Source organism: Spirillospora sp. NPDC000708, from assembly GCF_040299565.1.
Classification (GTDB): Bacteria; Actinomycetota; Actinomycetes; order Streptosporangiales; family Streptosporangiaceae; genus Spirillospora.
This window is the reverse complement of the sequence record NZ_JBEPCJ010000021.1, coordinates 111,542-124,335: the sequence shown is the minus strand read 5'-3', so window position 1 is coordinate 124,335 and position 12,794 is coordinate 111,542. Positions and strand designations below refer to the sequence as shown.

The window sequence follows — 12,794 nt, the reverse complement described above, 5'->3', positions numbered from 1 at the left end:
CCCGCCGGGCCCCGGCGCCCCACCTCTGCTGGGCGCCGGGGCCTCAAAACCCCCGGGCCATCGAGGGGCGCCAGGGGGTGCGGTTCTGTCGGTGGTGCGGGTCACAATGGACGCATGTGCCGCAGCATCAAGACGCTCCGCCCGCCGTTCAGCGAGGACGTGACCGACGAGGACGTCCGGGCGGCCGCGCTCCAGTACGTCCGCAAGATCTCCGGGTTCCGGGCCCCCGCGTCCCACAACGCCGAGGCGTTCGACCGCGCCGTCGAGGAGATCGCCCGCTCCACCGCGGCGCTCCTGGACTCCCTGGAGGTCAGGGGCCGCCGCGCGGGCTAGCCGCCCGTCCCGTGCCGACCCGTCCCGTGCCGACCCGTCCGGTGCCGACCCGTCCTGTGCCGGCCGGGGCGCCGGTCAGTTGTGGCAGTCCTGGCCGGCGAGGTCCAGCGCGAGGGACGTGACGCGGCCGCCCGACAGCAGCAGGCTGTAGACGGCCTTCGGGTTGCCGGGGACGGGGGCGGACGAGCCGTTCACGCCGCGCGCCAGCTTCGGGTAGGCGCGCTCGACCTGCGCCAGCGTCGACCCGACGCCGATGCCCTGCGGGGTGCGCATGCCCCCGACGGCGAAGATCGACGCGATGCCGAGGCGCGGGGAGTAGTAGACGCCGACCGAGCCCTTGGGCGTGCGGTGCGTCCGCAGGTCGTAGCCGGCGCAGCCGGTCGCGCCCCCGCGCACCTTCCCGATGAGCAGGCCGCTCCCGCGCAGCTGCCGGGCCGTCATCCCGAGCCGGAGCGTCCCGTAGCCGAGCGGGCCGAGGGCCGCCGGACGGTTCGGCGCGCCGGGCCTGCGCGGCGCGGGCCGCTGACCGCCACCGCCGCCGAGGTCCGGGGTGCTGGTCGCGCCGATCGCGGGCGCCGACACCTCGGCCGTCCCGCCGCCCTTGGCGCCCGCGCCGCCACCGCCGCCCCCGCAGCCGGCTAGCAGCAGCGCCCCCGCCGCCGTCCCCGCCGCCACGATCGCCGAACGCCCCATCCGGACTCCCCCAAGAAACGATCACGTGCCGGCCCCTCAGACGGGACCGGCACGCGATCGGTTCAATTTGCCCGGAATGCGGGATATGTAGCTACTCTGCGGCGACCAGCTCGGCGATCTGGACGGCGTTCAGCGCCGCGCCCTTGCGCAGGTTGTCGCCCGAGCAGAACAGCGCCAGCCCGTTCTCCACGGTCTCGTCGCGGCGGATCCGGCCGACATAGGTCGGGTCCTGCCCGGCGGCCTGCAGCGGCGTCGGCACGTCCGCCAGCACCACGCCCGGCGCCCCGGACAGCAGCTCGCTGGCCCGCTCCGGCCCGATCGGCCGCTCGAACCGCGCGTTGATCTGCAGCGAGTGCCCGGTGAACACCGGCACCCGCACGCAGGTCCCGGACACCTTCAGGTCCGGGATCTCCAGGATCTTGCGGCTCTCGTTGCGGAGCTTCTGCTCCTCGTCGGTCTCGGCGAGCCCGTCGTCCACGATCGAGCCGGCCATCGGCAGCACGTTGAACGCGATCGGCCGCACGTACACCTGCGGGTCGGGGAACTCCACCGCCGAGCCGTCGTGGGTGAGCCGGTCGGCGTTCTCGACGACCTTGCGCGCCTGCTCGTGCAGCTCCGACACGCCCGCGAGGCCGCTGCCCGACACCGCCTGGTACGTCGACACGACCAGCGCGGCCAGCCCCGCCTCGGCGTGCAGCGGCCGCAGCACCGGCATCGCCGCCATCGTCGTGCAGTTCGGGTTGGCGATGATCCCCTTCGGGCGGTCCGTCGCCGCGTGCGGGTTGACCTCGGCCACCACCAGCGGGACGTCCGGGTCCATCCGCCAGGCGGACGAGTTGTCGATCACGACCGCGCCCGCCGCGGCGACCTTCGGCGCCAGCTCCTTCGACGAGCCCTTCCCCGCGGAGAACAGCACGATGTCGAGGCCCGCGTAGTCGGCGGCCGCCGCGTCCTCGACGGTGATCTCGGTGTCGCCCCAGGGCAGCTTCCGCCCGGCCGAACGGGCCGAGGCGAACAGCCGCAGCTCGTCCACCGGGAATCCGCGTTCCGCCAGGATGCGGCGCATCACGCCCCCGACCTGGCCGGTGGCCCCGACGATCCCGATCCTCATGCCGCTCCCTCTGCTCGTGCTCTGGTCGTCCATGCTCCCGTGACCTGGGCCGACGAGTCTGCCGGGCCCCGTCCCGGGACGTCCAGTAATTAACCCTTCACACCGACTCTAAGCGGCGCTGAACCGAGATGTGCACGCAGGCCACTCGGTCGGGGCCCCGCCCGGCGGCGCCGCTGCGATCACCATACGAACACCGACTCCTCGTCGTCGGGCGTGACCCCGGCGGCGGCGGTGGTGCCGGCGGCGGTCGCCGCCTGGTCCGCGGCGCGTTTCCGGATCATCTCCTCGACCGCGTGCCTGCCCGCGAGGATGTCGTCCCGGTCCGTCCGCTTCCACCACGGGGTGAGCCACATCTCGACGGGCCGGGCCGTGCCCGCGACGAGGGCGGCGCGCCCGAAGGACAGGGTCCGGATCTCCTCGGGGTGCAGCGCCGGCCTTCCCCCGTGCCCGCCCACCAGCTCGGAGAGCTCGGCGAGGTCCGCGGCGCTGCCGCCACCACCGGCGATGACGCGGAACGTGGAGTTGTCCCATAGCTCGGCGGCCCGCGGTCCCCATTCGGCGCGCGCGTCCGCCATCGACGTCAGGTAGGTGTGCACGCCGATGCCGTAGCCGCCGGAGTCCCCCACGTACGTGGGCAGCTCGGGCAGCGGGCAGATGTCCGTCACCTGGTTCAGCTCGAAGGTCAGGGGCGGGTCGAGGCGGCCGGTCGACTGGATCCTCGCCGCACGCCGGGCCAGCGCGAAGAACTCCTCGACCATGTCGGCGACGACCGGCGCGATGCTCCCGTGCTCGTTGTGCTGCTTGGTGATGAAGTACATGGTGTTGCGGCCCTTGAGGAACTCGTTGAAGTCGAACCTCTCACCGGGAGGCGGCGAGAGATCGTCGAGGACCCGCGGGATCGAGAAGCAGCTCATGACCTGCATCACGCCGGACCAGAGACGCTCGTCCCGCCGGTTGAACTCCAGTGCCGCCGCATAACCCGGTGCGCCCCTGCCTTCGCTTTCGGCCTCGCGCAGGATGTCCACCGCTTCGTCGGCGTTGGCCTCGTAGGCCCAGCGCACCACCTCCCGGATGGTGAGACCGCCGACCGCGCCCGCGTGCAGCAGGCAGCGGACGATGGTGGTCACTCCGCCGACCACCCGGCCCCCCTCCTTCTCCATCCTGAAGCCGCAGGCCCAGACGAGCGCGCCGGATCTGATCCCGACCACGTTCGCGTCCTCGCATCCCTCCAGGTAGTTCCAGCGCACCCGGTGCGGCCACCCCGTCCAGTCGTAGGGGTCGAACACGTACACACGGCCGTACTGCGCCCGCACCATGGCGGTGTTGACGAACGTCTCCCGCCGGGTGGACGTGACGATGCACGGACCGGGGGCATCGATGGTGAAAGGCGTGACGAAGTGCACGTCCTTCCCCTGCCGCGGGGCGGCGACGACGACGACCGACTCGTCGGCGGACGCGTACAGCTTCCGGCGGGACCTGATGTCCCGTCCGATGCAGAAGCCGACGTCCTCGGGCCTCACCTCGCGCCCGGGCCGGTTCGCGAAGGACGGGCGGACGAGCCCCGCCCTGCTCTGAACGGTCCGCGCGCTCAGCAGCCTTCGGACCTCCCAGCCGGACGCGAAGCCGAGCCGCAATCGCCGGAAGGTCCGGCGGCGGCGCAGGTTCAAGAGCAGCCGTACCACGAAGTAGCCCGCCACCGGCACAGAAGCGATGATCGTGATCAGTAAGGGGACCGGCACTTTGGGTGACTCCTCACTGCTCCGCCAGCGCGACCTCGAACGGTCGCTCAGCTGCGGGCGACATCTCCTGGTGCCCCGGATTGTCCGCAGAAGGCCGATGGACGCCACCACTGGTGCGGAAAATTCAGCCGCACTCCCGGCACGATTACGGACGGATACCTTCCAACCACAGAGACTCGCCCATAACGACATGAACCGGCTATGACTTTCACAGGGCCATACAATGCGAACATTGATCTCTGTTTGTCGATGAACCGGGCGGTCTGGTACACACCCGGCGAGAACGCGGCCGGAGACGATGAACAGGTCGACCGGAGCAAGTTGGACGCTCTCGCTGCGGCGGGGGCGAACGGACCGGAGGATCCGGCTGAGGACTGGTTCGGGATCGACTGGGACCAGGAGGAAGACCGGGTACGGCGGCTGCGGCAGCGCATCTTCGCGGTGGCGCGGGACGGGGACCATAAACGGTTGCGCAACCTGCAAAAGCTGATGCTGCGCTCACGCGCGAACGCTCGGATGAACGTGCGCAGGGTGGCGCAGAGCAATCAGGGCCGTGCGACGGCCGGGGTCGACGGGCGGAACCGCGCTGCCGGCGTCTCAGAGGGCCGAACTGGCCGACTGGGTGCGGCATCGTCGTGCGGGCTGGCGGCCTCGGCCGGTCAAGCGGGTGTTCATCCCCAAGACGAACGGAAAACGGCGTCCACTGGGTATACCGGTGATCCGGGACCGCGCCTGCCAGGCGGTGGTCCTCAACGCGCTGGAGCCCGAGTGGGAGGCGCGATTCGAGCCGCGCAGCCACGGCTTCCGGCCGGGCCGCGGGTGCCATGATGCGATCGAAGCGATCTTCGGGGTCTGCAAGGGCAAGCGACCCAAGCGGGCCTGGATCGTGGATGCCGACTTGGCGGCCGCGTTCGACCGCATTGACCATCAGCAGCTCTTGGACCAACTCGGCCTGTTCCCCGCCAGGGACCAAGTCGCCCAGTGGCTCAGAGCAGGGGTCATGGAGAACGGTCGATTCGCGCCGACGTGGGAGGGAACGCCGTAAGGCGGTGTGCTCTCCCCATGCCTGTTGAACGTGGCGCTTCACGGGATGGGACACGCTACCGGTGCTCGATACAGCACCAAACCATCGCACAAGGGATGGAGCGTGCCGGGCACACCAGTGGTCATCAGGTACGCCGACGACCTGGTCGTACTCTGCCACAGCAGGCAGGAGGCAGAGCAGGTCAAAGCACAGCTCGCCGCGTGGCTGGAGCCACGAGGGCTGGTCCTCAACGAGGACAAGACACGCATCGTCCGCCTCGATGAGGGCTTCGACTTCCTCGGCTTCAACATCCGCCACCACCCCAGCGGCAAGCTGCTGATCAAACCGGACAAGGCAGCAGTGAAACGCTTCCGGACAAGGCTGCGCAACGAGGTGCGGCGACTCTACGGAGCGAACGCGCCTGCGGTGATCGGGAAACTCAACCCGGTCCTGCGCGGCTGGGCGGCCTGCTACCGGACAGCGGTGTCCAAGCAGACGTCCGCCTCCATCGACCACACCCTGTGGTGAACGTCGACGAGGTGGGCCAAGCATCGGCACAAGAACAAGTCGCCGGCATGGATCACCGAACGCTACTTCGGCAAGTTCCATCCGGCCAGGAACGACCGCTGGGTCTTCGGAGACCGGGAAACCGGCGCCTACATGATTAAGCCGGCCTGGACGCCGATCAAGAGGCACCAGATGGTGGATGGGGCAGCGTCACCCGACGACCCCGACCTCACCACCTACTGGGCACTGAGACGGCAACGACACCTTCCGCCGGGCACCGCTGACCCAGCGCCCACACTCCCCACGCAAGGAAAACGTTCCACCCGCTTATCGGGGCTTGCTTGAGCCGTGTGCCGTCACAAGTGGCACGCACGGTTCTGAGGGGCCCCGGCACGGCAACGTGCCGGGGCTACCCGGCGGCGCGGCCAAGGCGGCAGGCCGCAAGATCCATCTGCTCGCGGCCCTCGACCACGCCATGAGACCGCTCCAATTGCCGGCAGCTGGTTGCCGCGACATTGCAAGCACCTTGCGGGCCACCCCACCGATAACCGAGGCTCACGGATTACTTGTTGTTTCCGTGCTGCGCTATGACCACCATCATCTTCTGGTACCCGTCTCGAGCTTTGAGCATCGTCTGTTCGACGACAGAGAGGCTGAATGTCAGGCCGGCGTCCCGGTACGCCTGAACAATCTCCTCCACGGAGAGTTCTACAGCGGGATAATGAGTCCCCTCGCCGGCTTGGTATCCTTGCGAACCCACCATGTGAGCAGCAATGATTATCCCGCCCGGCCGGACAGTTGTGGCCAAGTTTCGGGTCGCTAGCCAGAATTCTTGCCGGGAACTGGTTATGGATTCCGTGACAAAATATGAGCTCACGATATCATAGCGACTCTTGGGCAGGGCGAACACAGAGCCGAGCACGGAGTTCCCAAGTTCACATACTCGCTCAAGACAGCCCAAATATTGGTCACCTGCGGTACCGATCATCAACTCCTCGAACTTATTCCATATCCCCCCACTCCTCTCCTCTGGAGTTTGCGCGATCACGGCCTGCACATACGAGCGATTCGACGAGCTGTACTCAATCAGGTCAATCGCCCCGTCGTCAGCCAGGTAAGGTGCGAGGATCATCGCCGGATACAGATTTGGTCCTGATCCGATATCTGCCACCAGCTTCGCATCCTTGAACGGAATATTCAGCTGGGCCAGCTGGTCCGTGACGATATTGATGATAGTTCGATCTTCCGGAAGAATACGAGTTCCATAATTGCGGGTGACATATTCATCCGAATCAAACTGTTCCCAACTGCTCTCCCGGTCGTGGGATTCCAAGAGTCGGCGTGCCTGCTCGGCCAACAATTCACAGATGACATACACGATAACTTCGGCCGAGAGTCGCTCACTGTCGTAGAACAGATTGTGGTATCGGTCTTGAGTAACGATCTCCATCGCCCGCACCAGTGCGTATGTCTTATCCTGCTGGCTTTCGAAATACCGGTCCAGCATCCTAACGTGTTGCATCTCCCGGCTGGCCGGATGGAAGTGGCTGGCGGCTTCCATAGCGTGACAGGTGGGCCGTCCCTGTCGCTTGACCAGGACGCCTCGGCGGCGGAATTCTCGTTTCCGGTTGTTAGAGAGAAGTGCAAGTCTTTCGATGAAAATCTCAGATGGATAGAAGATCACATCGCCATTGGGCAACGTATCGACGTCTCCCGCACGACTCTGCCTCAGCCGCTGCACCAACTCGTCTACCGCAGGCGGCAGCTCGCTTTCCCGGATGAAGATGTAGTTCCTACCCGGACGATCATCCGGTCTGATCGCACCGAAATCTCGGAAGATGTCAGCTATCGCAACCACGTAGCGATCGCGCTCCTCCTGGGTAAGTTCCCGGCCAGGGATATAACTTGTCAGATCGTCGATGAGGGCGACGCAACGGACATTTTCGCAATCCGCGAAGACGTCACGAAAGATTCCAGCGAGTAGTAGACCGACCTGTTCATCCGCGGGAAGTCGCTCTGCCCGGATCTCAAACCCGTCGGCGGTAAGATGATTGGCGGCGTAAGGTCCAACAGTTTCGATACCGATGACGGATGCCCCACTGGTCGCCGTCCTGAGAATGTCATCCAACCAGGCATAGGAAATGTTGATTCCCAGCTTGGCGAGTTCCTCGTAGTCGTCTTCCCCCAGGGCATGAAGAACATGCCGGACCACCATCGATTGGAGTTCCAGGCGATTCCTATACTCTGCGGCGTAGGATTTAAGCCGTTCGAGTACACCTTCACAGCGTTCGCGGAATATGTGATCGCTCTTCTCAGAAAGTACCCGATTCAGCGGCGAATATTTTACCTGCGGTCGAAAGGTCAGGGAGTGCGCGAGCATCGCCAAGTGCTCTTTAGAGTACTCGCCATGGGTTCCATTGCGAACCGCGGTTCGGCCACTAGACAGAAGGGCGTCGGCCTGCATTTCGATATCTGTCTTCACGTGGTGCCTTTCTCGTTGCGTTGTGTTACTTCCAGCAAATTCACAGCTACGAAACCGGACGTCCTAAACCATATTTTCCTCTGTCTTTGTCAGGACACAGGGGCATCTGGCACGGGGCACACAACGGCTTTCTGGTGCTGTACGTTCAGGAACCTACTAGGACTGTCCGGCGCGAGCGTTTGGTGGCAACACCATCTGAGTGGTCAAGGCGTTGGAACCGAAGGGCAAGTTGGACGCTCTCGCTGCGGCGGGGGCGAACGGACCGGAGGATCCGGCTGACGACTGGTCGCGGCCGCCACCTATGCCGGAATCGTGCTCGGCCAGCGTCAGGTCGCCGCCAAGAGCGGCGATACCACCTGCTTCACCGACCTGCTGGAACCACTGAACCTGCATGGCGCCGTCGTCACCACCGACGCGCTGCACGCCGTCCGCGAGCACGCCACATGACTGGCCGAGGTCAAGAACGCCGATTACATCGTGATCGTCAAGGGGAACCAGAAGTATCTGCACCGCCAGCTCAGGCGTCTTCCCTGGCGCGATGTGCCGCTGGCCGACAAGACCCGAGACCACGCCCATGGCCGCGATGAGATCCGCCGCTTGAAGGTCTGCACCGTCGGCGGCCTGCTGTTCCCGCACGCCGCCCAGGCCGTGCAGGTCGAGCGACGCCGCACCGATGCGGTGACCGGCAAGACCACCATCACCACTGTGTACGCGGTCACCAGCCTGACCGCCGAGCACGCCCGCCCTGCTCACCTCGCCGCGTACATCCGCGGCCGCCCCGACCACGCCCTTCAGCCACTCGGTCTCACGAGTTGAGAACGCGTGAGCCCTGGCCATCACCCAACGACTTTGAAATTGCCCTGCTCTGGGAGTACGCCTCCCCCAACATCGGATGGCCCGAGAAGCGACTGGCGTCGTACTCGCCTTCCTGGGACCAATTCTGGCGACTGCTCCGCGAGAGCCCGCGCCATGCCGCGGTGACCGACCCGCGCCAGGCCCTCCGGGCGCGCGCCAACATCCGCCAGGGCAGCATCTTCGACCTGCCGCAGGAGGAATGGGACGTCGGCACGATGTTCTTCGTCGCCGAGTCGATCTCGTCCCAGGTCGCCGAGTTCCGCGCGGTGACCCGCGGCTTCCTGCGGGCGCTCCGTTCACGGAGCTCGAGGCGGAGCGGCGGCTCGCCGGGGTGCCGCTGTCGCACGTGTCGATCGAGCTCGGGCACCTCTACGCCGAGGACTTCGAGCGCGGTCCGGCCTACCTCCGCGACCAGTTCGAGCGGGTCCGGCCATGGGTCGAGACGCTGCGGTCGCTGTACGAGCGGCGCCACCCCGGCCGCCGCCCCCGGATCAGCACCTGCTTCCTCATCGACGACTACTTCACCCGCTTCGGTGAGCCCGCCGAGGTGATCGGTGACCTGACGGCCGCCGCCGCCGACTGCGACCTGCACATCGACTATCTGGCGCGCGAGTCCGGGTGCGCGGTCGCCGGAGAGGTGCCGCTGGCCGAGATCGTCGAACGGCGACTCGTGCCGGCCCCTCCGCCGGGCACCGACGGCTCCCGTCCGCCCCTGCACGAGGTGGGCTGGTTGTGCAACGGCGAGCGCTCGACGGCCGCCTCCGCCGACGAGGCGATGCGCAGGCCCGCGCCCTGGGGGCCGCCGCGTGAGAACACCGCCCGGCAGCACTCGATCTTCGTGGACGTGGAGCTCTGGAGCGAGCCGCCCGGCGGTCGCAGGCTCTGGTCGTGCGCGTTCCTGGCCTCGGTCTGGCAGCTGCTTCGGCTCGGCCTCCTCCGGTACGACGGCGCGGCGGTCGCCACACCGGTGACCTGGGAGGGAGACCTGCCCGCCGACTGGGAGGAGGTGCCGCCGATCCTCCAGCTGAATCCGGCCGCCCGGCCGTTCAGCGCCTACCGGACCATGTCCGTGCTCGCCCCCCGCTTCCTGCCGGTCGAGGGGGCGGTCCGCACCATCCTCGATCAGGTGGCCGTCGACGACGAGGTGCTGCGGCAGATCGCCGACCGCGGCTCCGCCGAATCCATCGAGCTGCCCCCGGCCGTGGTGGACAGGATCGCCTATGTCTTCGCCGGTGGGTTCTGACACCCGCGCGGCCGCCGGGACCCGTCCCGGCGGCCGCCGCACCGCCCCCGGCCAGGGCGGGATCGTGATGGGCGTGGTCCGCACCGGGCTGCTGCTCACCTCCGCCGCGGCGGCCCGCGCCGACGTTCGCGCGGCACTGGCGATCCTCCCCGGTGAGCGGGTCCGCATCTCCGAGCGCCCGATCCCGCACGCGGTCTCGCCGGACGTCCTCGCCGGCGTCGACTGCGAGCTGGCGACCCGGTCCGGGCGCGGGGTGCGGGCCGTCGGCACGGTGCGGGCGCGGGCGTCGATCACCGGCGGCCGAGTGCTCCAGGGATCGGCGTTCACCGAGGCCGCGGCCGGCTCGGGCGAGCACCGGCAGCCGTGGTCGCACCACCTTTCCCGGCCCGGTTCGGTCGAGACGATCGGGAAGGCCGACTGGGCCGACGTGGCCGCGGGCTTCCTCGCCCCGGCCCTGGGCGCCCGGGGCATCGCCCTCGGCTCCCTCTGCGACCAGGTTCTGGACACGGTGCAGCGGTCCGGCCGGTTCGACCGCCGGCCGCCGTTCCGCGCCGCCCGCACGACGCTGCGGTGGGTCCTGGAGCCGGCGGAGGCCGACCGCGGCGAACGCGTCGAGTTCGCGGTCGGCGACGGGACGGACCGGCTGGTCCGTCTCGCGCTGAGGTCGCCCGACCCGGCAGCGGTCGCCGGATGGTGCGAGGACCTGGCGCTGCACGACTGGCTGCTGACCACGGTGACAGAGATGATCTCGCGCGGCCGCCTCGGCGAAGGAGCGCACGCCCAGGTGATCGACCGGATACGGCCGGCGGTCGACCACCTCCTGCACCTGTGGATGCCGGGCGTCCGGGTGGACCACTCGCTCATGCCGCTATGGACGGATCTCGACCAGAAGGTCAGATTCCAGCAGCAATGGCAGAACTCGATCGATCGCATTCGCGATCAACTCGCGCTGCACACCGTGACCCTCCTCGGCTCGAAGGCCGACTTGTGAGGGTCCTCCCGCGGTGCGGGATCCGGGACGTCGGGGTGGACTCAGGGGCGAATCAGGGCGGTTCCGGATGTCGCGTCGGCGCCAGGGTGGGCATCATCGAGGCATGGACATGAACAAGGGCACCACCGAACGGCGGCTCCGCCGCACCCGCGACGGGCGCATGCTCGCGGGCGTCTGCTCCGGCGCCGCCGAGTTCCTCGGCGTCGACGCCAACATCGTCCGGCTCGTCCTCGCCGTCTTCACGATCTTCGGCGGCGCGGGCGTGGCCCTCTACGTGATCGCCTGGCTGCTGATCCCCGAGGAGGGCGCCGCGACGTCCATCGCCGAGGACCTATTCAAGAAGGCCCAGGACAACCCGAACGTCCAGGACGCCGTCCAGCGCACCAAGGACGCCGTCAACAAGAACCGCACGCACGCCTGAGCGGCCCCGGAGCGGAGCGCGGGGCTCAGGGGGCGGGGGCGGAGCGGCGGATGCCGGGGAGGTCCTCGTCGCGGGACGGGGCCACCTCCACGGAGTCGACCGGGTCGGTCATGCCGGAGATGACGCCGCCGCGGATCCGGTTCCAGGACAGCGACAGCATCGCCGCGACCGACAGCCCGAGGACGCCCGCGAGCGCCACCACCGTCTGCGGGCCGAGGACCTGCGTCGCGGCCCCGGCGGCGAGGATGCCGAGGCCCTGTCCGGCGAGGATGCCGGACTGGGCGAGGCCGAACGCCTGGCCGCGCCCGGACGCCGGCACCGCCGCGACGAACGCCGCGTTCGCCGCCAGCTGGTACGCGCTGCCCATCCCGGACAGCGCCCACAGCGCCACCACCCCCCACAGCGGCGGGTGGACGCCCGCGCCGACCAGCGGCAGGCACGCGGCCATCGACATCCACCCCATGACCCGCAGCCGGTTCATCGGGCGGACGAACCGGCTGAACAGGAACGCTCCGAACACCATCCCGGTCGGCATCGCCGACATCAGCAGCCCCACCGTCACCGCGCTGCCGCCGAACGTCGCCGCGTACGGCGCCGCCAGGCCCTCCGGGACGACGTAGAACGCGCACAGCCACGCGAACAGCACCAGCGACCGCAGGACCGGGTCGCCGAACACGAGCCGCGCCCCGTCCCGCGTCCCGCGCCACAGCCCGAGCGACTCCCGCTCGCGCTCCTTCGGCGCGGCGCGCGGCCGCAGCCCGCCCACCAGGATCACCGCGGACAGGCCGAACGTCAGCGCGTCGATGGCGAGCGCCTCGCGGGACCCGACCGCCAGCACGATCGCGCCTCCGGCCAGGGACCCGAGCATCTGCGTGCCCTGATGGGTCATGTTGTTGATCGCCGACCCGGCCACGTACCGGTCGCCCTCCAGCACGTCCGGCAGCACCGCCGCGCGCGCGGCGGTGAACGGGGCGCCCAGCAGCACGGTCGCGAACACCAGCAGGCACAGCCCCGCGAACGGCAGCTCGACCAGCGCCATCACCGCCATCAGGCACGCCCGCAGCACATCGCAGACGATCATCACGGTGCGGCGCGGGAACAGGTCGGCCAGCCCCGACAGCACGGGCCCGCCCACGATCGGCGGCAGGTACGTCAGCGCGTAGGTGACGGCCGTCAGCAGCGCCGAGTCCGTGCGGTGGAACACCAGCACGGCCAGCGCGACCTGCGCCAGCTGGTCCCCGATGAACGACAGCGCCTGTGCCAGCCAGAGGGCACGGAACTCACCTACCGCGAACACCTCGCGGTAGGTGGCCTGCTCCTCCGCCGGACGCCGATGCCGGCCGGTCTGCCTTCCCGCCACGCACGCTCCAGTTGGCTCGTCCAGGGGTGGACGAC

Annotated in this window: 12 protein-coding genes and 2 pseudogenes; 9 read left to right on the top strand and 5 right to left on the bottom strand. The window is 68.5% G+C overall.

Annotated elements, in window-relative coordinates:
• Positions 1 to 114: 114 nt before the first annotated feature.
• Entirely contained in the window at positions 115 to 333 is a 219-nt protein-coding gene (locus tag ABT299_RS17770) for a DUF2277 domain-containing protein (RefSeq protein ID WP_190859209.1), read from the top strand.
• Between the two features lie 75 nt (positions 334 to 408).
• On the opposite strand, the gene ABT299_RS17765 is transcribed toward ABT299_RS17770, so the two are convergent.
• From ABT299_RS17765 to ABT299_RS17755, 3 genes are all read right to left on the bottom strand, one after another.
• The gene (locus ABT299_RS17765; protein WP_190859211.1) at positions 409 to 1,026 is read right to left on the bottom strand and encodes a hypothetical protein; all 618 of its coding nucleotides are present in this window, start codon (positions 1,024 to 1,026) and stop codon (positions 409 to 411) included.
• Between the two features lie 91 nt (positions 1,027 to 1,117).
• Positions 1,118 to 2,137, bottom strand: a complete 1,020-nt coding sequence (locus ABT299_RS17760) for an aspartate-semialdehyde dehydrogenase (RefSeq protein WP_387033174.1) — start codon at positions 2,135 to 2,137, stop codon at positions 1,118 to 1,120.
• Positions 2,138 to 2,316: 179 nt separating this feature from the next.
• Positions 2,317 to 3,876 (bottom strand): type IV secretory system conjugative DNA transfer family protein, encoded by a 1,560-nt coding sequence (locus ABT299_RS17755; protein ID WP_500251432.1) that lies wholly within the window; start codon positions 3,874 to 3,876, stop codon positions 2,317 to 2,319.
• A gap of 201 nt (positions 3,877 to 4,077) precedes the next feature.
• Here ABT299_RS17755 and ABT299_RS17750 point away from each other — a divergent pair.
• The 3 genes and pseudogenes from ABT299_RS17750 to ABT299_RS17740 form a co-directional block, all read left to right on the top strand.
• A pseudogene (locus ABT299_RS17750) lies at positions 4,078 to 4,446 on the top strand (reverse transcriptase N-terminal domain-containing protein); the annotation flags it as partial.
• Positions 4,430 to 5,200, top strand: a pseudogene (locus ABT299_RS17745) (reverse transcriptase domain-containing protein); the annotation flags it as partial. The pseudogenes ABT299_RS17750 and ABT299_RS17745, both read left to right, overlap by 17 nt.
• Positions 5,201 to 5,260: 60 nt before the next feature.
• Positions 5,261 to 5,428, top strand: a complete 168-nt coding sequence (locus ABT299_RS17740) for a group II intron maturase-specific domain-containing protein (RefSeq protein WP_500251436.1) — start codon at positions 5,261 to 5,263, stop codon at positions 5,426 to 5,428.
• A gap of 541 nt (positions 5,429 to 5,969) precedes the next feature.
• Here ABT299_RS17740 and ABT299_RS17735 read toward each other — a convergent pair.
• Positions 5,970 to 7,889 carry a class I SAM-dependent methyltransferase gene (locus ABT299_RS17735; RefSeq protein WP_387033170.1) on the bottom strand — a complete coding sequence of 640 codons (1,920 nt, stop codon included), beginning with the start codon at positions 7,887 to 7,889 and terminating at the stop codon, positions 5,970 to 5,972.
• Between the two features lie 312 nt (positions 7,890 to 8,201).
• On the opposite strand from ABT299_RS17735, the gene ABT299_RS17730 reads away from it, so the two are divergent.
• From ABT299_RS17730 to ABT299_RS17710, 5 genes are all read left to right on the top strand, one after another.
• Positions 8,202 to 8,336: a hypothetical protein gene (locus ABT299_RS17730; RefSeq protein ID WP_500251431.1), complete on the top strand. Its 135-nt coding sequence runs from the start codon at positions 8,202 to 8,204 to the stop codon at positions 8,334 to 8,336.
• Between the two features lie 30 nt (positions 8,337 to 8,366).
• Positions 8,367 to 8,705, top strand: coding sequence for a hypothetical protein (locus tag ABT299_RS17725; RefSeq protein WP_500251430.1), 339 nt, complete (start codon positions 8,367 to 8,369; stop codon positions 8,703 to 8,705).
• Between the two features lie 76 nt (positions 8,706 to 8,781).
• A complete protein-coding gene (locus ABT299_RS17720; protein ID WP_500251429.1) occupies positions 8,782 to 9,987 on the top strand; it encodes an SCO2522 family protein in 1,206 nt (401 codons plus the stop codon).
• A complete protein-coding gene (locus ABT299_RS17715; protein ID WP_500251428.1) occupies positions 9,977 to 10,978 on the top strand; it encodes an SCO2521 family protein in 1,002 nt (333 codons plus the stop codon). The genes ABT299_RS17720 and ABT299_RS17715 overlap by 11 nt, the downstream gene beginning before the upstream one ends.
• A gap of 103 nt (positions 10,979 to 11,081) precedes the next feature.
• Positions 11,082 to 11,399: a PspC domain-containing protein gene (locus tag ABT299_RS17710; RefSeq protein ID WP_241755807.1), complete on the top strand. Its 318-nt coding sequence runs from the start codon at positions 11,082 to 11,084 to the stop codon at positions 11,397 to 11,399.
• Positions 11,400 to 11,424: 25 nt separating this feature from the next.
• On the opposite strand, the gene ABT299_RS17705 is transcribed toward ABT299_RS17710, so the two are convergent.
• Positions 11,425 to 12,759, bottom strand: a complete 1,335-nt coding sequence (locus ABT299_RS17705; RefSeq protein ID WP_190859233.1) for an MFS transporter — start codon at positions 12,757 to 12,759, stop codon at positions 11,425 to 11,427.
• Positions 12,760 to 12,794: the final 35 nt, after the last annotated feature.